Here is a 24,401-nt window from a genome sequence, read left to right on the forward strand (position 1 = left end):
ATGGCCAGGGCAGGACGGCCGCCACGGGATCCGGCGCGCCAGATCGAGCGGGCGCACCGCATCCTCGACGCCGTCGCCGAGCTGGTGCTGCGCTGGGGCTACGACAAGACCACGATCGACGACATCGCCCAGCGCGCCGGCGTCGCCAAGGGCACGATCTACCTGCACTGGAAGACGCGCGACGACATCTTCGCCGCGTTGCTGCGCCGCGAGCGGCTGCTCATGATGACCGAGGTCCGCGACCGGGCGCCGGCCACGCTGAGCGAGCTGTTCGGCGAGTTCGCGCGGGCGCTGCTGCGGCGCCCGCTGCTCCAGGCGGTGCTCACGGGCGACTCCCAGGTGCTGGGCAAGCTGACCCGCCAGAGGCGCACCAGCACGCGCTGGGCGCTGACGGAGGCGGCCTTCGAGCCGTACGTGGCCGAGCTGGTCAAGCGTGGCGCCGTCCGCGAAGACCCCGGCGACCACCTGGTCACGGTCGGCTCGATCGTCTACGGGTTCCTGTTCCTGCGGGAGTCGCTGCCCGACGACACCAGGCCGTCCGACGAGCGCGTCGCGGAGCTGGTCGCCGACACCATCGAGCGCACCCTGGCCACCGGCCGCCCGCTGCCTCCGGCCGACGCCGAGGCGGCCGCGCGGGCCACCCTCGAATTTCTCGACGCCTCTGTGGAGATCGCCCGGCGCAAGCTGGAGACCTCCCTCGGGCTCTAAGGAGCGTGTGCAGTGAGGGCCGTACTTCCTCTCGACGACAATGCGGCCGACCTCGCGACCGTGGGCGGCAAGGGCGCCTCCCTGGCCAGGATGGCCAGGGCCGGGCTGCCCGTGCCCGGCGGGTTCCACGTCACGACCGGGGCCTATCGCGCGTTCGTGGCCGGCTGCCACGACGAGATCCTGCGCGCCGCCGCCGAGGATCCCGCCCGGATCCCGCCGCTGTTCGCCGCCCGCGAGCTGCCGGCCGGCCTGGCGGAGGAGATCCTGCGGGCGTACGCGGCGCTCGGCGACGACGTGCCCGTGGCGGTGCGCTCGTCCGCCACCGCCGAGGACCTGCCCGACATGTCGTTCGCCGGGCAGCAGGACACCTACCTCAACATCAGGGGCGACGCCCTGCTCGACGCCGTCAGGCGCTGCTGGGCCTCGCTGTGGAACCCGCGCGCGATCGCCTACCGCGACCAGAACGGCGTGCCGCACGACGACGTGGCGCTGGCCGTGGTCGTGCAGGAGCTGGTCGACGCCGACGCGGCGGGCGTCATGTTCACCACCGACCCGCTGACCGGCGACCGGGACCAGACCGTCATCAACGCCTCGTGGGGCCTCGGCGAGTCGGTCGTCGGCGGCCAGGTCACCCCCGACACGATCAAGGTGTCCGGCGGCAAGGTGATCGAGACGCGCACCGGCGACAAGGCCGTCATGACCGTGCGCGTCGGCGGCGGCACGGAGGAGCGGCCGGTGCCCGCCGAGCTGCGCGCCGCGCCCGTGCTCGACGACGCCCAGGCCCTGGAGCTGGCCGACCTCGGCGCCCGCGTCCAGGCCCTGTACGGCACGCCGATGGACGTGGAGTGGACCAGGCGCGCGGGCACGTTCGCCATCGTGCAGGCGCGCCCGATCACCGGTCTCAAGCCGCGCCTGGAGGAGTGGAACGACAGCCTCAAGGGCGAGTACCTGTGGACCGGCGGCAACCTGGGTGAGGCAATCCCCGACGTGATGACCCCGATCACCTGGTCATACGTGCGGATCTTCATCCAGGAGGCCATGTCCGCCTCGGCGCTGCCCGGCCTCGACCTGGTGGGCAACATCGGCGGGCGCTTCTACATGAACCTGAGCGTCCTGCACTCCATCGCCGCCGCCATGGGCATGAAGAGCCGGCTCGGCGTGGTCGACCAGGTCTTCGGCAAGATACCGCCCGGCCTGGAGGTGCCGCTGGTGCCGGTGTCGCGCTGGGAGCTGATCAGGAAGGCGGTCCCCATGGCGATCCGCCTGCGCCGCCGCGTCGCCCGCCACCTCAAGCACATGCGCGCGTTCCTGGCCGACTCCCCGAGGCGGTGCGAGGAGCTGCGCGAGCGCGTCGCCGCGACCGCGACGCCGGCCGCGCTGGCCGAGCTGTGGGAACGGGAGATCGCGCCGCACCTGGTCACCTCCTCCCAGATGCTGGAGGCCGCCGGCCGCCAGGGCGGCGCCACGCTCGTCTTCACCCGCGACCGGCTGCGCAAGATGATGGGCGAGGTGGCTGCCGAGGCGATGCTGACCGGCGTTAACGCCGACGGCGAGCTGGCCAGCATGGGGCCGATGATGGGCCTGTCCAGGCTGGCCAGGGGCGAGATCACCCGCGAGGAGTTCGCCCGCCGGTACGGGCATCGCGGCCCGCACGAGTTCGAGGTGTCGATCGCCCGGCCGGGGGAGGACCCGGCGTGGATCGACGCCCAGCTCGCCGGGCTGCGCGACCTGCGGGCCGGCACCGAGGAGCTGCTGGAGCGGCAGGCCAAGGCCAGGGAGGAGGCGTGGGCGCGCTTCGCGCAGCGCTACCCCGGCAAGGAGGCGGCGATGCGCGAGCGGGTGCGGCGGTGGAACGCCGTCGTGCGCGACCGGGAGAGCGCCCGATCGGAGAACATCCGGGCGTTCTGGGTGCTGCGCGCGTTCACCCTGCGGGCCGGGGAGCTGACCGGGGCCGGTGCCGACGTGTTCTTCCTCCACCTGCCCGAGCTGCTCGCGCTCCTGCGCGGCGACCGGTCGGTGCTGGAGAAGGCGCCGGTGCGGCGGGCCACCTACGAGCACTACGCCGCGCTGCCGCCCTACCCGGCGCTGATCGTCGGCCGCTTCGACCCCGTGCGCTGGGCCGCCGACCCCGACCGGCGGGCCGACCTGTACGACGCGCGCGGTGCCACCGCGCCGGTGAGCGACACCGTCACCGGCTTCCCCGGCGCCCCCGGCGTGGTGGAGGGCGCCGCCCGGGTGATCGCGGGGCCCGAGGAGGGCGAGCGGCTCAGGCCCGGCGAGATCCTCGTCACCACGCTCACGAACGTGGGCTGGACCCCGATGTTCCCGCGCGCCGCCGCCGTCGTGACCGACATGGGGGCGCCCCTCTCGCACGCCTCCATCGTGGCCCGCGAGCTGGGCATCCCCGCCGTCGTCGGCACCGGAAACGCGACCATGCGGATCCATGACGGCGACCGGATCAGGGTGGACGGCGAGCGGGGCACGGTCGAGTTGCTGGGGTGAAAAGTCTGCGTCAAGTCGGCCCGCGCGCCGGGCGGCCTGTGATCACTTCGTTGACCATGATCGAACAGTGGATCCTGGAAGACGAACGGGAGCTGGAGGCGCGTTGCGCCCGGTTCAGGGCCGCCAAGCAGACGCTGGACCACGGCGAAGGCGGGGACGACATCGAGGAAGAGGAGGACTCCGCGGCGTGAGCGGGCCGGGCCGCCGGCGCCGCCGGTAGCGCCCGCCGGGCGCCGTACGGGCTTGGAGCCGCGCCGGGGCGGCCTCACGTACGGCGCCCACCGCCTGTCCGATCAGTCCGGGCGGGCGCTGATGAGGGTGTGGCCGCCCGGGCTGAGCGCGTTGACGAACAGGCGCTCGCCGCCGGGCAGGGCGGCCAGGCGGAGGAACAGGTCGCGGGTGAGGATGCGCCACCGGTTCGGCGGGGCCATCCACCGTACGGCCCGCCGCCCGAACGCCTGCACCTCGGCGATCACCGGCGCCATCCGCGCCTGGTAGCGGGCGAACGCGGCGGCCGGATCGCCGGGGGCGGTCAGCTCGTCGGCCAGCACCCACGCCGCCGCCATGGCCATGCTCGCCCCGTGCCCGGCGAACAGCGACACCGCCTGGCAGGCGTCGCCCAGCAGCACGATCCGCCCGCTGTGCCAGCGCTCCAGCTCCACCTGCGTCACGAGGTCGTGGTAGAGCCCGCCGGGCCCGGGGGCCCGCTCCAGCACCTCGGGCAGGATCCAGCCGAGCCCGCCGAAGTGGCGGCGCAGGGCGGCGACGGGGTCGGCGGGCAGGGCGGGGTCCGGCTCGCGGCGCAGGAACAGCAGGGCGAGCCGGTCGCCGCGCAGGGCGTAGGCGCCGGCCATCAGGCCGGGCTCGGTGAGCATCTGGACGCTGCCGCCGATCCGGCGGCTCAGCTCCGCCTCCGCCAGGACGAAGGCCGTCGCCTGGTGCCCGAGGTAGCGCTGCGGCACCTCGCCGAAGGCCAGCTCCCGCACCCGGGAGCGGGCTCCGTCGGCGCCGACGAGCAGGTCCGCCTCGCGGGTGGTGCCGTCGCTCAGCCGCACGGTGACGCCGCCGGGGTGCTGCTCGGCGCTCTCGACGGTGGTGCCGTACGTGACGGGCGCGCGCACGTCGTCGGCCACGGCCCGCGCGAGGTCGCCGCGCAGCAGGCTGTAGACCTCGTCCAGCGCGGAGCCCAGCTTCAGCCGGTTGGTGCGGCGCCCGTCGCGGCCGACGTAGCTCAGCTCGCCGACCCGGTAGCGGTCGCGCAGCAGCCGGGGCCGCAGCCCCATGCGCTCGGCGACCTGGTAGCCGGGACCGTAGAAGTCGATCATGTATCCGCCGTCGCGGAACGCGGGCGCCCGCTCGACCAGCTCCACCTCCCATCCGGCGCGTTCGAGGTGCCAGGCGAGCGTCAGGCCGGCGATGCCGGCGCCGCAGATCACGGTCCTCACGATGGTGCTCCCTTCCCGAGCATGGCCCGCAGCGGCCCGCCCAGCGCGGCCGGGCAGAGGGCGGGGTCGAGGGCGCGGTGCAGCATGATCCCGTCGATCGACGCCGCCAGCAGCGCCGCCGCCACGGCCGGATCTCCCTGATAACCGCGCTCGACCAGCCAGGACGCCACCGTGGCGCGGAACCGGCCGACCTGCTCGCCGAGCCGCTCGCGCAGCTCCGGCAGCCGCGTGGCGGCCAGGAACATCTCGACCACCAGCAGCGAGGCCGGGTCGACGCCGCTGTAGCGCGACAGCTCGCCGAGCAGCCACTCGACCGCCTCCCCGATGTCGGGCCGCGCGCACAGCTCCGTGGCCAGCCGGCCGAGCAGGGCTTCGGTGAAGCCGAGACCGGCCGCGGCGAGCAGGTCCGTGACCGAGGCGAAGTGGTAGTGCACCACGCCGGGCGCCACCCCGGCCCGCTCGGCGACGAGCCGGGTCGAGACGCCGCTCCAGCCGACCTCGGGGACGAGGGCGACGGCCGCGTCGAGCAGCCGCTGGCGGGTGGACCTGCCGCGTTCGGCGGAGACGTTGGCCATATTCTCCTCTTGGGCATTCGACTTGGGCGATCGTCCAAACCCTAGCATGCCCCTATGTACGGCGGCGTACCGTATGGTGGAGTTGTGTCCGGTGGCGTACATAGTGAGCAGTCCTCCCGGGGGCCGTTCGACGTGGTGTGCCTGGCGGCCTCGCTCGGTGGGGTCCAGGCGTACGGGAAGCTGCTCGCCCGCCTGCCCGCCGCGTTCCCCGCGCCCGTGGTGCTGGTGCAGCACCGGCCGGCCGACACCGAGGAGCGGCTCGTCGCGGTGCTGGAGCGGCGCTGCGCGCTGCCCGTCGTGCCGCTGGTCTCGGGGCGGCCGCTGCGCCCCGGCACGGTCCACGTGGTGCCCGGGCGCACCCGCGCGGTCTTCGACGACCGCGGGCGGCCGTCGCTGCGGCAGGCCGAGGGGCACCGGATGGCCGACGAGCTGTTCGCCTCGGCGGCCAGGGCGTTCGGGCCACGGGTGCTCGCGGCCGTGCTGACCGGGCGGCTCGACGACGGCGCCAAGGGCGTGCGCAACGTCAAGGGCGCGGGCGGGCGCGTGCTCGCCCAGGACGAGGCCACCTGCGGCGAGCTGGGCTTCCAGATGCCCTCGGCGGCCATCGCCACCGGCTGCGTCGACTTCGTGCTGCCGCTGGAGGTGCTGGCCGACGCGCTGACCGCCCTGGTGATGGTGCCGGGCGCGGCCGGCATGATGCGCGTGGCGCTCCCGCCATGGGCGCGCGTCGTGACACCCCGCCCCGCCTACGCGGGCTGAGCCCCCGCCGGATGCGAGGATGCCGGAGGTGAGCAAGCCGGCGTGCGGACGCGGGAGGTGCGGACGCCGGAGGTGAGGATGGTCCTGGAGGTGACCCTGATGGAGCCGACAGCGGACGAGATGCGCCGCAACCTCATCCTCGGCGCGCTCCCCCAACCGGAGCAGCGCGGGCTCGCCGGGCACCTGACCCCGGTCGACCTGAAGCTCAGAACGGTGCTCTACGAGCCGGGCGGCAGCATCGACCACGTCTACTTCCCCATCGTCGGGGTCGTGTCGCTGGTCGCCGACCTCGGCGGCGGCACCGTGGTGGAGGTGGCCACGGTCGGCCACGAGGGCATGGTGGGGCTGCCGGTGTTCCTCGGGGCGGGGCCGCCCGCCGAGCGGGCCTCCGTGCAGATCGCCGGGCGGGCGCTGAGGATGAGCGCCGAGCGGTTCCGGCACGACGTGTCCGTGCTCGACGGCCGGCTGCAGCTCGCCATGCAGCGTTACACGCATGCCATGTTCACGCAGCTCGCCCGCAACGCCGCGTGCAACCGCATGCACAACATCCGCCAGCGCTGCGCTCGCTGGCTGCTGATGACCGCCGACCGCATGCACGCCGGCACCTTCGACCTGACCCAGGAGTTCCTGGCCCAGATGCTGGGCGTGCGGCGAGCCTCGGTCAGCGAGGTCGCGGCCGAGCTGCAGGCCGAAGGGTGCATCTCCTACAGCCGCGGCACGATCGTGATCGAGGACCGCGCGGCGCTGCGCGCGCGGGCCTGCGACTGCTACGCCGTCGTCAGCGACGCCGTGCGACGGGCGTACGAAGGGTTGTGATCAGCCGCCCACGTGGATGCCGGGGCGGCGGGCCGGGTCGGGCTCGGCGGCGCGGACGATCTCGCGTACGACCGGAGCCGTGTCGCCCCGTCCGAGGATGAGGTAGCGGAACATGTGCATCAGCGGCGCGCCCTCCGCCCACTCGAAGTAGCAGTGCGGCCGCACCTCGGTGGCGTCGCGCAGGGCGAGCAGGATGGCGGCGATGGCGTTCGGCGCGGCGGGGCTCTCCGCGCGCAGCACGCGGTGCCCGTCCACCTCCACGCCGTGCACCCGCAGCACGTTGCTGAACTCCGACGGGTCGATGACGTCGATCTCCAGGAACAGCACGTCGGCGCGGCCCGGCACCGGGTTCATGCCGCGCTGCTCGGCCTCCTTGGCCTCGTACTCGGCCTTGTCGCCGCGCTGGCGGCGGTTGGCGATGAGGTTGAGCTGGCCGTCGTAGGCGAGGGAGTCGGCCACGAACCGCCGCGCGGCCTCGTCGAACTCGATCCGGTCGGCCCGCAGCTCCGTAGTCCGGGTGACCCGGGAGATCAGGGAGATGACGATGATGCCGAGGATGAACAGGGCGGAGATGGTGATGCCGTCGGGCTTCTCCCTGATGTTCTCGACCAGCGCGTACAGCAGGACGAGCGTCAGCACGGTGAACCCGGCGATGGCCCCGCGCTGCCGCTTGCGGACGGCGGAGATCGTCACCGCGACCGCGCCGGAGACCATCATCGCCAGGATGCCGGTGGCGTACGCGCCGGCCTGGGCGTCCACGTCGGCGTCGAACGCGATCGTCAGGGCGACGCAGACGAGCGTGTAGACCATCACCACGGGGCGCACGGCGCGGCCCCAGTCGGGGGCCATGCCGTAGCCGGGCAGGTAGCGGGGCACGATGTTGATCAGGCCGGCCATCGCGGAGGCGCCGGCGAACCACAGGATGAGGATGGTGCTGATGTCGTAGACGGTGCCGAACGCCTCGCCGAGCCGCTCGTGCGCCAGGTACGCCAGCGCCCTGCCGTTCGCCTGGCCGCCGGGCCGGAACTCGGCGGCCGGGATGAGCACGGTCGTCACGAAGCTGGTGGCGATCAGGTAGACGCTCATGATGAGCGCGGCCGAGGTGAGGAGCTTGCGCGTGTTGCGGATGCGGGCGCCGAGCCGCTCCTCCGCGGTCGCGCCCCTGGCCTCGACCAGCGGCATCATGCTGACGCCCGTCTCGAACCCGGACAGGCCGAGCACGAGCAGCGGGAAGGCGAGGATCGCCGGCCCGATGACGCCGCCGAGGCCGCCGCGCCCCTCGACCAGGGCGTCCGTCCACGCGCTGAGCGCGCCGGGGGAGGAGAGGACGTCGGTGAGCCCCACGGCGACGACCACGGCGTTCAGCCCGAGGAAGATCGCCACCAGCGGGATGGCCACGCCGACCGCCTCGGTGAAGCCGAGCAGGAACACCCCGCCGAGCACCAGCAGCAGGAGCACGGTCAGGATGACCTCGTGGCCGTGCAGGAAGGCCGGGAAGAACGGGTTCTCCACGACGTGCACGGAGGCGTCGGCCGCCGACAGCGTGATCGTGATGATCCACGACGTGGCCACGAACCCGAGCAGCACCAGCACGAACAGCTTGCCCCGCCAGAACGGCAGCAGCCGCTCCAGCATCGCCACCGACCCCTGCCCGTGCGGCGACTCCTTGGCCACCCGCCGGTACATCGGCAGCATGCCCAGCAGCGTCAGCGCCACGATCAGCATCGTCGCCAGCGGCGACAGCGCCCCGGCCGCCGTCGCCGCGATGGCGGGCAGGTAAGCCAGCGTCGAGAAGTAGTCGACGCCGGTCAGGCACATGACCTTCCACCACGCCTGCGGCGGGGCGTGCCCCTCGGCCGTCTCGGGGCCGACGGGCTGCACCCGGTGCTTCAGCAGCCACCGCAGCACGCCGTTGGCCGGCGGCGCCGTCCGGCCAGGGGTCTCCACCACTTCGGGGACGGCTGGTCCACCGCTACCGTTCACCGGATCTCCCTCTCGTCGTGAACGGTGTATCACCTTAGCGGCGCGTAAATGGGTTGCTGCGGCGGGAGCCGCTCTGGTGTTCTGGCCACCAGTCCGGACGAGCGGGAGGAGCGGAAGATGCGGGCAACTGTCGTGTCCCACGAGACAGAAGGAGTCGGACCGATCAGAGGACATGACGTCAGTTGCGCATGCTCAACCTGGGAATCTTGGCCCATGTGGACGCCGGCAAGACCAGCCTGACCGAGCGGCTGCTGCACGCGGCCGGAGTGATCGACGAGGTCGGCAGCGTCGACGCGGGCACCACCCGCACCGACACGCTCGCGCTCGAACGCCGGCGCGGCATCACGATCAAATCCGCCGTCGTCTCCTTCCCGATCGGCGGCACCACGGTCAACCTGATCGACACGCCCGGCCACCCCGACTTCATCGCCGAGGTCGAGCGGGTGCTGCACGTGCTCGACGGGGCCGTCCTGGTGGTCTCCGCCGTGGAGGGGGTGCAGGCGCAGACCCGCGTGCTCATGCGCACGCTGCGCCGGCTCGGCCTGCCCACGCTGATCTTCGTCAACAAGATCGACCGCCGGGGCGCCCGATACGACGGGGTGCTGCGGGAGCTCGCGGCCAAGCTGTCGCCCGGAGTGGTCGCCATGGGCGACGTCGACGGCCTCGGCACGCCCGCCGCCGCCTTCACGCCGTTCGGCGACCGGCCCGGGTTCGCCGTGAGCCTGCTGGACGTGCTCGCCTCGCACGACGACCGGCTGCTGGCCGCGTACGTGGCCGACGAGGCGTCGCTCACCTACCCGCGGCTGCGCGCCGAGCTGGCCGCCCAGACGGGGCGGGCCGTGGCGCATCCGGTGTTCTTCGGCTCGGCCATCACGGGCGCCGGGGTGGAGGCGCTGATGGCGGGCGTCGAGGAGCTGCTGCCCGCCGCCCAGGGCGACCCGGAGGGGCCGCTGTCGGGCACCGTCTTCAAGGTCGAGCGGGGGCCGGCGGGGGAGAAGGTGGCGTACGCGCGCGTGTTCGGCGGCACGCTGCGCGTCCGCGACCGGCTGAGCTTCGGGCCCGGCCGGGCGGGCAAGGTCACGGCGATCGGCGTCTTCGACGGCGGCACGTCGGTGCGCGCCCAGGAGGTGCCGGCGGGCCGCATCGCCCGCCTGTGGGGCCTGGCCGACGTCCGCATCGGCGACCCGCTCGACCGCGGTACGGCCGGCGGCCCGTCCCCCAGGGCGGAGCCGCAGTTCGCGCCGCCCACCCTGGAGACCGTCGTGGTCCCGCGCCGCCCGGCCGACAGGGGCGCGCTGCTGCTCGCGCTCACCCAGCTCGCCGAGCAGGACCCGCTGATCGACCTGCGGCAGGACGACCTGCGCCAGGAGGTGTCGGTCTCCCTGTACGGCGAGGTCCAGAAAGAGGTCATCGAGGCCACCCTCGCCACCGACTACGGCCTCGACGTCACCTTCCGCGAGACCACCACGATCTGCGTCGAGCGCCCCGCCGGCACCGGCGAGGCCGTCGAGGTGATCGCCGTGGACCCCAACCCGTTCCTCGCCACCGTCGGCCTGCGGGTCGAGCCGGGCCCGCCCGGCGGCGGGGTGCGGTTCGGGCTGGAGGTGGAGATGGGCTCGCTGCCGTACGCGTTCATGCGCACGATCGAGGAGACCGTGCACGAGACGCTCAAGCAGGGCCTGCACGGCTGGGAGGTGCACGACTGCGTGGTCACGCTGACCCGCTCGGGCTACTGGGCCAGGCAGAGCCACGCGCACGGCACGTTCGACAAGAGCATGTCGAGCACGGCGGGCGACTTCCGCAACCTGGTGCCGCTGGTGCTGATGACGGCGCTGCGGCGGGCGGGCACGATCGTGTACGAGCCGCTGCACCGCTTCCGCCTGGAGCTGCCGCCCGACACGCTGGGCGCGGTGCTGCCCGTGCTGGCCGGGCTCGGCGCGGTCCCGCGCGCCCGCCACTCGTCGGTGGTGGAAGGGCGGATCCCGGCGGCCAGGGTGCACGAGCTGGAGCAGCGGCTGCCCGGGCTGACGCGGGGCGAGGGCGTGCTGGAGTGCGCCTTCGACCGGTACGAGCCCGTACGCGGCCCGATCCCGGAGCGCCCGCGCATCGGCCACAACCCGCTCGACAGGAAGGAGTACCTCCTGCACGTGGCCCGCAGGGTCTAACGGCCGTCCTTGTCAGAGTCGGCGTGTCTAACGGCCGTCCTTGTCAGAGTCGGCCTGTCTAACGGCCGTCCTTGTCAGAGTCGGCGGAGAAGACGATGGCGCCCACGTAACCATCACCGTCCTGGCTGACCTTCATCAGCATGCCGTCCTGGTAGATGCTGTCGCCGTCGTTGAACGTGTCGCGCCCGGTGTGCGCCGAATAGGGCGCCTTGGCCATGACCACGCTGTTGAGCTTCTCGTCGAACATCAGCTGCGTGGTCAGCACGCGCTCGTTGCTGACGTGCACCATGGCGTGGATGTGGATCGTGCGCCCCCGGTACCAGCCCGGCCAGATGGTGGTGAACTCGACGATGCCTTCGGCGTTGGTGACCTGCGCGCCCCGCAGGTACCGCTGGTCGTCGGTGGGCGTCAGGTCCATCGACCTGTCGTCCGCACCGCCGCCGGGTCCGCCGCTCGGCGGGGCGCCGGTGGGCCGGCCTGGCGGGTTGCCGCCCCCGCCCTTCGACAGCGACTCGGCCCCGGAGTAGAGCCCGGCCGCGTCGCAGTGCCAGATCTCGACCACCGCGTTCTTCAGCGGCTCGCACGTCTCGCTGTCCTGCAGCTTGATCGCGACGCGCAGCCGCACGCCCTGCCGGTCCTCGCGGATGTCGCCGCGGACCTTGTCGGCGTCGAAGTAGTACGGGCCCTGCGTGGTCGTGGCGGTCAGCCGGCACGTGCCGGCGCCCTCGAACAGCGCGGCCAGGTCGCCGGTCGTGGCCGTGGTGGCCTGCGGCGTCACGGTCGTGCCGGTCGAGGTGGTGACGGCCGAGGTGCCCGAGCCGGAGCAGGCCGCCACCAGGGTGCCGAGGCCGATCGAGCTGATGCCCGCGAACAGGCGCCGGCGGCTGACCCGCTGGCCTTCGTGGTCGTGTGCCACAGAGAATCCTCCGGTGTGTCCCGAATTGCTGGGGACCACACCGTAGGCCGCGGCCTCTTACCCGTGCCTTTGCCGAGGATGAAGTTCTCATGAGGAACAGAAGATCTATCTAGTGCCGCTCGTCGGGGTCGGCGGACAGCACGATCACGGCGAGGTATCCGTCGCCGTCCGGGGTGACGTGCGCGAGCATGCGCTCCTTGTAGATGGGGTCGTTGCCGTTGAACGTGTCGCGCGGCTTCGCGTGCCCCTGGTACGGCGGCAGCGCCAGCACCCGCCGGTTGATCGCCTCGTCGAACATCACCTCCGTGCACAGGGCCCGGCTGCCGTGCACGACCACCATCACGTGGATGTGCACGGTACGGCCCGGATACCAGCCCGGCCAGATGGTGGTGAACCGGACGATGCCGTCGGCGTCGGCCACCTGGGCGCCGCGCAGGTAGCGCCGTCCGTCCGAGGGCCTCATGTCGCTGAACTTCTCGCCGGGATCGATCTTGATCTTGTCGCTGCCGCTCAGCGCCTCGCGTGACTCCGTCTCGGCCCCGGAGTACAGGCCCGCCGCGTCGCAGTGCCAGATCTCCACCACGGAGCCGGGCAGCGGCCGGCACGTCCCGCCGTCCTGCACCTTGACGGCCAGCCGCAGCCGCACGCCGGCGCGGTCCTCGCGGATGTCGCTGCGCAGCGCGCGCGTCTCGAAGTAGTACGGGCCCTGCTGCGCGCTGGGCGCCAGCGAGCACATCCTGGCCCTGGCGAACAACGCGTCTGCCTTGGCGTACGTGTCCGGATCGGAGACGGTGTCGGCGGCGGTGTCGGCGACGGTGGCCTGGAGGCCGGGCTCGCCGGCGGCCAGCAGGCCACCGAGGCCGAGTGAGCCGATCCCGGTGATCAGTTTTCGCCGGCTGACCCGCCGGCCCTCGTGATCGTGTCCCACGGAAGTTCCTCAACGGTCAGGAGCTACTTCTCGGAACATCTCACGATCAGGGGGATTTTTCCCGCAGGCTGGAGCGCGTGTCTGTGCCCTGACCTGGGCGGATGTCCGAACCTGTGAAGATGACCAGCGATCGAAAGCCTTTTCGGTCGATACGGAAATGTGACCGAGCAACCCGTTGGCTGATCAGCGGCCCCTGATCCGCATCCCCGCACGTCACCGCCGATGCACCGAGTTGCAGGCGACGATTGACAGCCCTCATCGGGCCGGTCTACTTTCCCGAAAACCTTTTAGGCGGTCTCGATCCCTCACTGTTAGCGCTCACATCATTTAGGGGCCCGACACATGAGACGACGATGGGCGGCGGCCGTCGCCGCGGCACTCCTGCTCCTCCTCACCCAGGCCCGGCCCGCACTCGCGGGCGCGCCGATCACCACCGCGATCTACACGGCCGACCCGGCCGCGCTGGTCGTGGGCGACACCCTGTACCTCTACACCGGCCACGACGAGGCCCCGCCCGGCGGCACCAACTTCGTCATGCGCGACTGGCACGTCTTCACCTCCACCGACGCCGCCACGTTCACCGACCAGGGCGCCAAGCTGTCGATCTCGAACTTCTCCTGGGCGGGCGCGGACGCCTGGGCCGGCGAGGTCGAGCGCGGCGCCGACGGCCGCTACTACTGGTACGTCCCGGTCAACGGCAACGGCGCCGGCTGGATGGACATCGGCGTGGCCGTCGGCGACAGCCCGCTCGGCCCGTTCACCGACGCCAAGGGCGGCCCGCTGGTCAGTGACAGCACGCCCAACTCCTCGCCGCTGAACATCGACCCCACCGTCTTCACCGACGACGACGGCCAGGTCTACATGTACTGGGGCTCCTACTACGGCCTGCGCGCGGCCCGCCTCAACCCGAACATGACCTCGATCAACGGCTCGGTCATCACCCCGAGCGGCGTGTCGAACTTCTGGGAGGCGCCCTGGATGTTCAAGCGGAACGGCGTCTACTACCTCGCGTACGCGGCCAACGACTCGGCCTGCTCGGCGCCCGGCTACGCGTGCGTCCGCTACGCCACCGCGAGCAGCCCGCTCGGCCCGTGGACGCACCGGGGCGTCGTGCTCGACCAGGTGACCTCGACCACGAACCATCCGGCGATCATCGAGTTCAAGGGCCAGTGGTACATGGTCTACCACAACGCCTCCAGCCCCGGCGGCGGCGACTTCCGCCGCTCGGTGACCATCGACAAGCTGTCCTTCAACGCCGACGGCACCATGCGGAAGGTCGTGCAGACCGGCGGCCCCACGACCCCCGGCAACCTGGCCGCGAGCGCCACGGCCGCCACCTCGTACGTCTCGCCGTGGGAGACCCTCGGCGCGATCAAGGACGGCCATACCCCGGCGAACTCGCAGGACCGCAGCCACGGCGCCTACGGCAACTGGAACCACCAGGGCACCGAGTGGATCGAGTACCAGTGGCCTGCCGCCCAGACGATCTCCAGGTCCGAGGTGTACTGGTTCGACGACGACCAGGGCATCGACCTGCCGGCCTCTTGCCAGCTCCAGTATTGGAACGGCAGCGCCTACGTCAACGTGCCCGGCGCCTCCGGCTGCGGCGTGGCCGCCAACGCCTTCAACGCCACCACGTTCACCCCTGTCAGCACCACCCGCCTGCGCCTGAACATCACCTCTCGATCCGGCTACTCGACCGGCGTGCTCGAATGGAGGGCCTTCGCATGAGGCGCGCACTGTCAGCCCTGTTACTCGTCCTGGGCCTGGTGTCGGTGCCGGCCGCCGCCCACGCCGACCAGACCATCGGCTACCCCACCTTCACGGGCCCGGCCGTGCCCGCCCCGCCGGGAACGTACACGACCGGCAACTACATGCAGGCCATGTACGACGCCGAGAGCTCCGGCACCGACTTCTGGATGGACCGCCTGCTGGCCCGCACCGGCAACGACCCGGCGGGCACCTGGCTCATGACGCGCGGCCGGGCGCTGTTCATGAAGACGCACACCCCGGGCACGCTCGGCTTCGCCGGGCAGGTCGCCTACTGGGAGAGCATCAGCGACAACAACGCCTTCACCGTCTCCCTCAGCCCCGGCACGTTCACCGAACAGGTCGCCTCCCGGCGGCAGGTGCCCAGCCACTGGAAGAGCCGCCACACCAGCGGCTCGATCACCGTCGACCAGACGAAGTTCATCACCGGCAACAACGTGGCCGTGGCCAACCTGGCCATCACCAACGGCGGCTCCGCCTCGGCCACGCTGACCCTGCGGGCCACCTCGCCGTACGCGACCAGCGGCAGCGGCAGCGAGCTGACCGGCCAGGTCAACGCCTACAACAACCTCACCACCCTCTACCCCAGGCTCACGTGCGACGGCTGCGCGGTCTCCAGCGGCGGCCTCAACCGCTCGCTCACCATCGCCGCCGGCGCCACGGTGACGGTCAAGGTCGTCATGGGCTTCGTCGCCAACGAGCTGCCGGCCTCCCGCACCGAGTACGACGCCTACGCCGGCTACTCGGCCGCCACCGCGTTCGCCACGCACGTGCGGGCGTACAACCACTGGTGGGCCGAGAACGTGCCGTACATCGACGTGCCCGAGCCGGCCATCAAGAAGAACATCTACTACCGCTGGTGGCTGATGCGCTTCAACCACCTCGACGCCGACATCCCGGGGCAGACCTTCCAGTTCCCCACCTCCGTCGAGGGCGCCCTCGGCTACAACAACGCGATCGCGCTGACCCAGCCCATGCACATCGACGACCTGAAGTACCTGCGCGACCCGATCTACGCCTACGGCGACTGGCTGAGCGTCGGCCAGACCTCCAAGAACGGCCGCTTCCTCGACAACCCGGGCGACCCGGAGAACTGGTCGAACAGCTACACCCAGTACATCGGCGAGGCGGCCTGGAAGAGCTACCAGATCCACGGCGGCCAGCCGGCCATCGCCGCGAACCTGGCCCGCTACGCCGAGCAGGACGTCAAGGGCCAGCTCGCCTACTACGACACCGACAACAACAAGCTCATCGAGTACGACTGGGGCGCCCTGACCGGCAACGACGCCGACGCCGTGTCCTTCCACTGGAAGCCGGGCCGCATGGACCGGGCCGAGGCCGCCTACCAGTACAGCGGCGCGCTGGCCGCCGCGCAGGCGTACGAGGCCGTCGGCAACCAGGCCAAGGCCACCGAGCTGCGCACCCTGGCCACCCAGATCGGCAACGCCATCGTCGGCGTGCTGTGGAACCCGGGCCGGCAGCTCTTCGAGCACCGGCTGAAGTCCACCAACGAGTGGGTGCCGTGGAAGGAGATCAACAACTACTACCCGTTCGCCGTCGGCGCGGTGCCGAACACCGCCACCTACAAGCAGGCGCTGCGCCTGTTCGACGACCCGGCCCAGTACCCGATCTTCCCCTTCTACACCGCCAACCAGGCCGACAAGGCGGCCTCCGGCACCGGCAGCAACAACTTCTCCACCATCAACTCCACCGTGCAGTTCCGCCTGCTGTCGTCGGTGCTGCGCAACTACCCGAACGAGTGGATCGACGCCACCTGGTACAAGAAGCTGCTGTACTGGAACGCCTGGGCGCAGTACATCGACGGCAACACGCAGTGGCCCGACGCCAACGAGTTCTGGGCCGACTGGAACGGCTCCTCGATCACCTACCGCTCCTGGATCCACCACAACATCCTGGGCTCCAGCAACTGGACCGTCATCGAGGACGTCGCCGGGTTGCGGCCGCGCAACGACGCCAAGGTGGAGCTGTCGCCGATCAACATCGGCTGGAGCCACTTCACGGTCAACAACCTGCGCTACCGCAACGCCGACCTGACCATCGTCTGGGACGACCCCGCCGACGGCGTGGTCCGCTACCCCGGCGTGCCCGAGGGCTACTCCATCTTCGTCAACGGCAGCCGCGCCGCCACCGTGTCGTCGCTGGTGCCGTTCACGTGGGACCCGGCCACCGGCGCCGTCACCACCTCCGGCACCGTCACCCACCACGTCGCCGTCCCCGGCATGCAGGCGCCCACCCAGGTCGTCCAGAACAGCGCCCGGATGGTGGACATGCTGGCCAAGGCCGGCGTGGACCTGACCGCCACCCTCACCAACCTCGCCGCCGGCGCCACCGCCACGGCCTCCACCACCGCCTCCGGCACCTCCACGGCCGGCGCCGTGGACGGCTACCCCGTCAACGAGCCGTTCTGGGGCGGCACCACCGCCGGGCAGGACTGGTACGAGCTCAACTTCGGCACCGCCCGCACCCTCAACGAGGTGCGGCTCTACTTCAAGGACAGCCGCCCGGCGAGCACCACCTACCGGGCCCCTGCCTCCTACAACGTCCAGTACCACGACGGCAGCGCCTGGGTCAGCGTGCCCTCCCAGGCCAAGACCCCGGCCACGCCGCGCGCCAACTACAACGTGGTGCAGTTCCCCGCCGTCACCGCCCAGCGGGTGCGGGTGCTGGCCACGGCCGCCTCCGGCGCCAGGACCGGCCTGACCGAGATCAAGGTGCACAACCGGGGCGGCGTCCAGCCGCCGCCGAACCTGGCGACGTCGGCGACGGCCACCGCGTCCTACACCTCCTCCTGGGAGAGCGTGGCCGCCGTCAACGACGGCATCGACCCGCCCTCCTCCAACGACACCGTCAACCCCCGCTGGGGCTGCTGGCCGGAGACCGGGCAGCAGTGGGTGGACCTGACCTGGCCGTCGGCCCGCACCCTCAACAAGGCCGAGGTGTACTTCTTCGACGACGACGAGGGCATCGACATGCCGGCGTCGTGGAAGCTGCAGTACTGGAACGGCAGCGCGTACGTGGACGTGCCCGGCGCGTCGGCGTACCCGCTGAACAAGAACGCCTACAACTCCGTCACCTTTACCGCCACGAGCACCACCCGCCTGCGGGTGCTGCTCACCGGGACCGGCACCAGCTCAGTGGGCCTGCTGGAGGTCAAGGCCTACGGCGGCTGAGCCGGAAAGGGGCGCGCCCGGGCACGGGCGCGCCCTGACCGCCACCTTGACGTCACCCTCTCCACGGGAGCACCATCACGTGCATCAGGCGTAGTTACTTTCTTACTTTTAGTGACGGAGCGCGGTGGAATCAGGCAAGCTGCTGTCACAACTGAAGCCGATGGGTGGCGATCGCGATGGCAGGTAAGTGGCAGGCAGGGAACCTCCCGGCGGAGCCGACCAGCCTCGTCGGCCGTCGTGGCGAGCTCGACCAGATCCGCCGCGCCTGCCGCCGATCCAGGCTGGTGACCCTCACCGGCGTGGGCGGCGTCGGCAAGTCCCGCCTGGCCCTGCGTGCCGCCGCCGTCCTGCGGCCCGAGTTCGGCGGCGGCGCCTGGCTGGTGGAGCTGTCGCCGCCGGTCGACGGCTCCCTGCTGCCGCACGCCATCGCCGCCGCGCTCCGGCTCACCGACCAGACCACCCGCCCCATGGTCGAGGTGCTGGCCGAGCACCTCTCCGGCCGCGAGGTGCTGCTCGTCCTCGACGCCTGCGAGCACCTGACCGGCCCCTGCTCACGTACGGTCACCACGCTCCTCGAAGCCGTGCCGGGGCTGCGCGTGCTGGCCACCAGCCGCCGCCCGCTGGAGGTGCCGGGCGAGCTGGTGTACCTGGTCGACCCGCTGCCGGTGCCGCCCGCCGGAGCCGCGGGGCCCGCCTGCGGCGACGCGGTGGCGCTGCTGGCCGAGCGCGCCGCCGAGGCCGTGCCCGACTTCGACCTCGCCGGCCAGGACCAGGAGGCGGTCAACCGGCTGTGCCGGCGGCTGGAGGGCATCCCGCTGGCCATCGAGCTGGCGGCGGCGCGGCTGCGTGAGCTGTCCGTCCCCGAGCTGGCCGACCGGCTCGACGACCGCTTCTCCGCGCCGGACGGCGACCCGGAGGAGGTCTCGGGTGCGCCGTGGCACGAGGCGCTGCGGACCGCCATCGGATGGAGCCACGAGCTGTGCGAGCCCGCCGAGCGGCTGCTCTGGGCGCGGCTGTCGGTGTTCGCCGGCGACTTCGACGCCGAGGCGGTCCGCGAGGTGTGCGCCGACGAGCGGCTGCCGGAGGCCGACATCGGGCTGCTGCTCGACGCGCTGGCCGGCGGGTCCATCCTGACCTGGCTGCCGACCGGTGCCGGCGAGCGCTACCGCATGCTCGACACGCTGCGCGAGTACGGCGCGGACCGGCTGCGCCACCTCGGCGAGGCGGAGCGCTTCCAGCGCCGCCACCGCGACCACTTCCTGTCCCTGGCCGTCCGCGGCGCCGCCGGCTGGCTCGGTCCCGGCCAGATCTCCTGGTACGACCGCATGATCGGCGAGCACGACAACCTCCGCGCCGCCCTGGAGGTCTCGCTCGCCGCCAAGGACCGCCTGCCCGCGCTGCGCCTGGCCGGCCTGCTCGGCTTCTTCTGGTACGGCTGCGGCTACGCCAAGGAGGGCCGCCACTACCTCCAGCAGGCCCTCGACCTCGACACCCGGCCAGGCCCCGAGCTGGTGCAGGCCCTGTGGGCCGACGGCCACCTGGCGGCCACGCAGGGCGACGCCGGCGCCGCCGAGATCAGGGCCGCCCAGATCGAGCTGGCCGCCGAGCCCGGCGACCCCTACGCGGAGAGCTGCACGGGCGCGCTGCGCGCGATGGCCGGGGTGATCCGCGGCAACCTGATCCAGGCCATGGCCGAGTCGGAGACCGCCTACCAGAGCCGCTTCGACGACGAGCCGCTCACCATCGCCAAGCTGACCGGCCTCTACTGCCGCGCGCACGCCCTGACCGCCGACGGCCGCATCGACGAGGCCGTCGCCGTGCTGGAGGACGCCCGCGCGTTGTGCGAGCGGTGCGGGGAGCTGTCGATGCGCGCCCACGGCGACTTCCTGCGCGGCCAGGCCGAGCTGAGCGCCGGACGCCTCGACCTGGCCGTCGCCTACGGGCAGGCGGCCCTGCGCACCAAGCGGCGGCTGCACGACAGCTTCGGCATGGGCCGCACCGTCGACCTGCTCGCCCTCGCGGCGGGCGCGGCCGGGCGGGCACACCGCGCGGCCCGGCTGCTCGGCCTGGCGCAGCGGATCTGGAGCACCCACGGTCAGGCGCAGGCCGGCGTGCCGGCCCTGGTGACGGCCCGGCGCACCTGCGAGGAGCAGGCCCGCGACCTGCTCGGCGACAACGCCTACGAGGTGGCCTTCCGCACCGGGTTCGACAGCGACATCGACGCGGGCATCAACTACGCGCTCGAACCGGAGGGCGAGGGCCTGCACAACGGGCTCGGCTGAGCCCTACCGCTGCCGGGCCGGGCGGATGACCAGCTCGTTCACGTCCACGTCGGCCGGCTGACCGATCGCGTACGAGATCGCCTGCGCGATGCTGTCGGCCGGGATCGACTCCGCCCGGTACGTCCGCATCGCCTCCCGCGCGCCCGGGTCGGTGATGCTCTCGGCCAGCTCCGACTCCACGACGCCGGGGGAGACGGTGGTGACGCGGATGCTCGGGTCGAGCTCCTGGCGCAGCCCCTCGGTGATCGCCCAGGCGGCGTACTTCGTGCCGCAGTAGACCGCCGCCGCCGGCGACACCCGGTAGGCGGCGATGGAGGCCACGGTGACGAAGTGCCCCGCGCCCTGCCGCTGGAAGTGCGGCAGCGCGGCGGCGATCCCGTACAGCAGGCCGCGCACGTTCACGTCGATCATCCGGTCCCACTCCTCGACCAGCAGCGCGTCCAGCCGCGACAGCGGCATCACGCCCGCGTTGCCGACGAGGACGTCCACGCGGCCGTGCCGCTCGGCGGCGCCGTCCACGAACGCGGCCACGTCCGCGCGGTCGGTCACGTCGAGCCGCCGCGCGTCGGCCTTGCCGCCGGCGGCCTCGATGGCCGCGGCGGTCTCGGCGAGGCGGTCCTCGCGGCGGGCGCCGAGCACCACCTGGTGGCCCTCGCGGGCCAGGCGCAGCGCGGCGGCCCGGCCGATGCCGCTGCTCGCGCCGGTGATCAGGACGACTTTCTGTTCCATGGTGATCTGCTCCTCGAACGGGATGAACCGGATGGACGTCATGTCCCTCCGGATCCGGGCATGCCGGGATGGCGCGGGGTGCTCCGCGCCCGATGGATGGGTGAGGTCAGGCCGTGAGGCTGCCCAGCAGGGACAGCGCCTCTTCCGACGGGCTGCCGGGGTCGGCCTGGTAGACGACGAGCTGCTGGCCGGGTGCGCCGTTCACGGTCAGCGACTCGTAGTGCAGGGTCAGCGGGCCCACCAGCGGGTGGTGGAAACGCTTGGTCTCGTGGGTCTTCTGGCGGACGTCATGGCGGGCCCACAGTCGGCGGAAGGGCTCGCTCTTGAGCGACAGCTCCCCGACGACCTCGACGAGCCGGGGGTCGTCGTAGTCGTCGCCGGCGGCCGAGCGCAGCCCGCCGACGGTGTTGACGGCCACCCGGTCCCAGTCGGGGAAGAAGGCGCGGGCGTCGGGGTCGAGGAACACCAGCCTGACCAGGTCGTCGCTGTAGGCGTGGCCGTCGTAGAGCGCCTTGCCGAGCGGGTTGGCGGCCAGCACGGTCATGCACCGGCCGAGGACGATGGCGGGGGTGTGCGGCCAGGCCGCCATCAGGCGGACCAGGCCGGGGCCGACCTGCTCGCGCCGGGGGCGCGGGCGCCGCCTGGCGGGGGCGGGGCGGGAGAGCTGGTGCAGGTGCGTGGCCGCGTCCTCCTCCAGCTCCAGCGCGCGGGCCAGCGCGTCGACCACCTGGGCGGACGGGTGGCGCTCGCGGCCCTGCTCCAGGCGGACGTAGTAGTCCGTGCTGACGCCGGCGAGCCGGGCGACCTCCTCGCGGCGCAGGCCCCGCACCCGCCGGCGGGTGCCGGCGGGCATGCCGAGGTCCTCCGGCTGGAGCCGCTCGCGGCGGGCCCGCAGGAACTGGCCGAGCAGGTTGTCGGTGTCCATACCTTCGAGGTTAGGCGAGGGCGGGGTCAGGAAAGAGTGCCCAAGCTGGGTGGGATACACCCACCTTCGGACGGCAAAGCTCTTTATGTGAGTAGAAATGCCCAAATCTATAGGCTTGCCGGGATTGTCATTGCCTGCGTAGGGCTGATGATCGCGGCGTGGGTGGGCGGCTGGGCCGCCATCGTGGTCGGCGCGGTGCTGATGGTCACGGGAGGCGTGCTCTACATCGTCAACCACGACGGGTTCGTCATCTGACGATCGCCGGGCCCGAAGGTGCCGGGCCGCGGCGTTGACCGGGGCGGGCGGCCCTGGTGGGGCCGCCGGCGCGAGGGCCGCCCGCCGCCGGGGTCATCGCGGTCGTCCTGCGCACGACCGGGTCGATTCAGCGCAGGCGGCCCGCGCCCGCGCCCGCCGGGACGAGGCGCTTCAGCGCCTTCGCCGGATGCACGCGAGGCACCAGCGTGGGCGTCCAGCCCGCGTCCGTGCCGAGCGCCGTGCCGTTGGCCTCGTTGTACGCGGCCACCACGTCGGTGACCACCCCGTCCACGAGGTTGTCCTCGACCGTGATCGCCGTGCCGCCGAACACCGTCAGCACCTTGGCCGCGTCGATCCCGTCGAAGGCGTTGCTCTCGGCGTACACCTTGGAGCCGACGCCGACCCCGATGCTGTAGCCGTGCCCGTCGCCGCCCCGGTAGTAGTTGTTGTAGACGTGCACCTGCCCGAAGCGCACCCGGGGCGCGCGCTGGCCGAGCGCCTCGAAGTAGTTGTGGTGCAGGGTGACCTTGAGCTTGTCCTGCTCGCCGTACCGGGCCGGGTTGTCGGTGTTGCCGATGAGCGTCACCTTGTCGTGGCCGCTGAGGTGGTTCCAGGAGAGCGTCACGTAGTCAGAGCCGCGCACGACGTCGAGCAGCCCGTCGTGCACCTGGTACGGCCGGCCGAAGTAGAGCGGCTGGCCCGAATCGGGGTTGTCGCCGTCGTTGAGCGTGTTGTGGTCCAGCCACACGTGGGTGGAGCCGGAGACCTCCATGTTGTCGAAGGAGGCGTTCCAGTTGCCCTCGGCGCCGTCGGTCGGGTCCCACTGCGGGAAGCAGTCGGAGGTGTCGGTGATGGTCAGGTTGCGCACGATGACGTTGTCGGCGTTGCTGATGCGCAGGCCGAAGCTCTTCAGCGCGGCGTCCCCGCCGAGGCCCATGAGCGTGACGTTGGAGCCGATGGTGACCGTGACGTGCTCGGCCATCTTCGCGTACGACGCCTTGCGCGCCTCCTCCAGCGGCCCTGAGGGCACGCTCGTCCTGCCCCAGACGGCCGGGTCGTAGGCGGCCAGGTAGGCGGGCCGGCTGTAGCCGTTCACGGCGTAGTCGTCGCAGGTCAGCGGGTTGCCTGAGGCGTCGGTGTCGGCGTCGATGGCGCCCTTGACGTAGATGATCCTCGGGGTGTTGTCGGCGGGGCCGCCCAGCGAGGCCAGCAGCTCCGCCCTGGTGGAGACGACGTGCACGTTCTCGGGGCGGGCGGCCGAGCCGCCCGTGGTGCCGGTCGTGGCGGCCGCCCAGCCGTCGTCGCGCGGCAGCACCTGGCGCCCTGGCTCGGGCCTGGTGGGAGAGGGGCGGCGCAGCGGGTTCCAGCCGTCGACGCCCGCCAGGTACCTCTCCGGCGTGTACGCCCTGGCCTGCTCCGCGGTGAGCTGCGGGCGGTCGTCGTCGACGGTCGCGCCGGGGCCGTGGTTGCGGTATTCCGACAGGCGGGCCGCGCGCCAGCTCAGGCCCGACATGTCGGTCCAGGGCGCGTCCTTGACCTGCTGGCCCAGCCACGACTCCCGCACCAGCACCTGGCCGCGCGCCGTCGCGGAGCCGCCGGCCGGCCACGGGCGGCCCAGGTGGAAGGTGCGGGCGGGCGCGTCGCTGACGAGGTGGCTGCGGTAGATCAGGAAGCCGTACGGGTTCGTGATCTCGGTGCTGGCCGCGGTGACGTAGCCGTTGTTGTCCGTGCTGCCCCGGTTCAGGGATTTGATCACGCAGCGGTCGAACACGGCCGTGGCGCGGCCGAAGATGAAGTCGACGTCGCCCTCGACGTAGCAGTCATGAAAGTACTGCCGGGCGAAAGTGGTGGCGGAGCCGGTGTTGGCGTACAGGGTGTCCTGGTTGCCGAGGAACCTGACGTTGTCGTACACCTGCCGGTCGCCGGTCGTCCGGACCGCGACGGCCTGGCTGTTGCCGTGCGCGGCCTCGTCGTAGGAGTTCTCGAACGTGAGGTTGCGGGCGGTGAAGTCGGGGGCGCTGATCACGTACGAGGCGCTGCCCGAGGTGCCGTAGGTGCCGGACCCGTCCGGCTTCGGCGTGGCCGCCGAGGCGTCGAACGTCAGCACCACCTCGCGCGGGTCGCGGGTGTCGCCGGCCAGCGTGATGTGCGGCTTGTCGGCGGGGATGACCACCTGCTGCTTGTACGTGCCCTTGCGGACCAGGATGGTGACCGGGCGGGTGTTGCCGGAGGGCACGGCGTTCACCGCGTCCTGCACGGTCGCGTGGTCGCCCGAGCCGTCGGCGGCCACGACGATCGTGCTGCGGGTCGCCGCCGTGGCGGCCGGAGTCATGGTCGCGACCACCGCGAGGGCGATCACTGGGGGGAGTAACAGAAGTCGCATCTGCGCAACCTCGACGGGGAGTGCGGCAATCGGTTGCATGAAACGTTCGCCCAAACCCCTCACTTCGTC

Annotated in this window: 17 protein-coding genes; 9 read left to right on the plus strand and 8 right to left on the minus strand. The window is 72.1% G+C overall.

Translation table 11 applies throughout. The features are described from left to right. From HCN51_RS11535 to HCN51_RS11545, 3 genes are read left to right on the plus strand one after another with little or no spacing between them, the layout of a single operon-like run. Entirely contained in the window at nt 1-708 is a 708-nt protein-coding gene (locus HCN51_RS11535) for a TetR/AcrR family transcriptional regulator (protein WP_168009485.1), read from the plus strand. 12 nt (nt 709-720) lie between these two features. After that, nucleotides 721-3,210 (plus strand): PEP/pyruvate-binding domain-containing protein, encoded by a 2,490-nt coding sequence (locus HCN51_RS62220; protein WP_168009487.1) that lies wholly within the window; start codon nt 721-723, stop codon nt 3,208-3,210. Nucleotides 3,211-3,260: 50 nt separating this feature from the next. Further along, entirely contained in the window at nt 3,261-3,401 is a 141-nt protein-coding gene (locus tag HCN51_RS11545) for a hypothetical protein (protein ID WP_155128346.1), read from the plus strand. A 102-nt stretch (nt 3,402-3,503) separates the two neighbouring features. Here the strand turns inward: HCN51_RS11545 and HCN51_RS11550 are convergent, their stop codons facing one another. After that, on the minus strand, nt 3,504-4,655 hold the full coding sequence (locus HCN51_RS11550; protein ID WP_168009489.1) for an FAD-dependent oxidoreductase: 1,152 nt from the start codon (nt 4,653-4,655) through the stop codon (nt 3,504-3,506). Further along, entirely contained in the window at nt 4,652-5,230 is a 579-nt protein-coding gene (locus tag HCN51_RS11555; RefSeq protein WP_168009491.1) for a TetR/AcrR family transcriptional regulator, read from the minus strand. The genes HCN51_RS11550 and HCN51_RS11555 overlap by 4 nt, the downstream gene beginning before the upstream one ends. A gap of 84 nt (nt 5,231-5,314) precedes the next feature. Here HCN51_RS11555 and HCN51_RS11560 point away from each other — a divergent pair, with 84 nt between their 5' ends. Together HCN51_RS11560 and HCN51_RS11565 are read left to right on the plus strand one after the other, a co-directional pair. Next, nucleotides 5,315-5,989: a chemotaxis protein CheB gene (locus HCN51_RS11560; RefSeq protein ID WP_168009493.1), complete on the plus strand. Its 675-nt coding sequence runs from the start codon at nt 5,315-5,317 to the stop codon at nt 5,987-5,989. Nucleotides 5,990-6,088: 99 nt separating this feature from the next. Beyond that, nucleotides 6,089-6,805 carry a Crp/Fnr family transcriptional regulator gene (locus HCN51_RS11565; protein ID WP_168009495.1) on the plus strand — a complete coding sequence of 239 codons (717 nt, stop codon included), beginning with the start codon at nt 6,089-6,091 and terminating at the stop codon, nt 6,803-6,805. Here the strand turns inward: HCN51_RS11565 and HCN51_RS11570 are convergent, their stop codons facing one another. Beyond that, a complete protein-coding gene (locus tag HCN51_RS11570) occupies nt 6,806-8,788 on the minus strand; it encodes an APC family permease (RefSeq protein ID WP_168009497.1) in 1,983 nt (660 codons plus the stop codon). Nucleotides 8,789-8,976: 188 nt separating this feature from the next. Here HCN51_RS11570 and HCN51_RS11575 point away from each other — a divergent pair, with 188 nt between their 5' ends. After that, the gene (locus HCN51_RS11575; protein WP_168009499.1) at nt 8,977-10,953 is read left to right on the plus strand and encodes an elongation factor G; all 1,977 of its coding nucleotides are present in this window, start codon (nt 8,977-8,979) and stop codon (nt 10,951-10,953) included. 58 nt (nt 10,954-11,011) lie between these two features. Here the strand turns inward: HCN51_RS11575 and HCN51_RS11580 are convergent, their stop codons facing one another. Both HCN51_RS11580 and HCN51_RS11585 read right to left on the minus strand, forming a co-directional pair. Next, on the minus strand, nt 11,012-11,869 hold the full coding sequence (locus HCN51_RS11580) for a peptidase associated/transthyretin-like domain-containing protein (RefSeq protein WP_168009501.1): 858 nt from the start codon (nt 11,867-11,869) through the stop codon (nt 11,012-11,014). A 109-nt stretch (nt 11,870-11,978) separates the two neighbouring features. Beyond that, nucleotides 11,979-12,797 carry a dioxygenase family protein gene (locus HCN51_RS11585; protein WP_168009503.1) on the minus strand — a complete coding sequence of 273 codons (819 nt, stop codon included), beginning with the start codon at nt 12,795-12,797 and terminating at the stop codon, nt 11,979-11,981. Nucleotides 12,798-13,139: 342 nt separating this feature from the next. Between HCN51_RS11585 and HCN51_RS11590 the strand changes: the two genes are divergently transcribed. The 3 genes from HCN51_RS11590 to HCN51_RS61270 all read left to right on the plus strand — a co-directional run bounded on the left by HCN51_RS11590 (nt 13,140) and on the right by HCN51_RS61270 (nt 20,040). Next, nucleotides 13,140-14,528: a glycoside hydrolase family 43 protein gene (locus HCN51_RS11590; RefSeq protein ID WP_168009505.1), complete on the plus strand. Its 1,389-nt coding sequence runs from the start codon at nt 13,140-13,142 to the stop codon at nt 14,526-14,528. Beyond that, entirely contained in the window at nt 14,525-17,758 is a 3,234-nt protein-coding gene (locus HCN51_RS61265; RefSeq protein ID WP_168009507.1) for a DUF7402 domain-containing protein, read from the plus strand. Before HCN51_RS11590 ends, HCN51_RS61265 begins: the two co-directional genes overlap by 4 nt. Nucleotides 17,759-17,934: 176 nt before the next feature. Further along, nucleotides 17,935-20,040, plus strand: coding sequence for an ATP-binding protein (locus tag HCN51_RS61270; protein WP_168009509.1), 2,106 nt, complete (start codon nt 17,935-17,937; stop codon nt 20,038-20,040). 3 nt (nt 20,041-20,043) lie between these two features. On the opposite strand, the gene HCN51_RS11605 is transcribed toward HCN51_RS61270, so the two are convergent. The 3 genes from HCN51_RS11605 to HCN51_RS11615 form a co-directional block, all read right to left on the minus strand. Further along, nucleotides 20,044-20,811 (minus strand): SDR family oxidoreductase, encoded by a 768-nt coding sequence (locus HCN51_RS11605; protein ID WP_206066850.1) that lies wholly within the window; start codon nt 20,809-20,811, stop codon nt 20,044-20,046. Between the two features lie 64 nt (nt 20,812-20,875). After that, nucleotides 20,876-21,694 (minus strand): helix-turn-helix transcriptional regulator, encoded by an 819-nt coding sequence (locus HCN51_RS11610; RefSeq protein ID WP_168009511.1) that lies wholly within the window; start codon nt 21,692-21,694, stop codon nt 20,876-20,878. A gap of 382 nt (nt 21,695-22,076) precedes the next feature. Continuing rightward, a complete protein-coding gene (locus tag HCN51_RS11615; RefSeq protein WP_168009513.1) occupies nt 22,077-24,332 on the minus strand; it encodes a pectinesterase family protein in 2,256 nt (751 codons plus the stop codon). Between the last annotated feature and the right edge of the window lie 69 nt (nt 24,333-24,401).

The organism is Nonomuraea composti, assembly GCF_012034275.1.
Classification (GTDB): Bacteria; Actinomycetota; Actinomycetes; order Streptosporangiales; family Streptosporangiaceae; genus Nonomuraea; species Nonomuraea composti.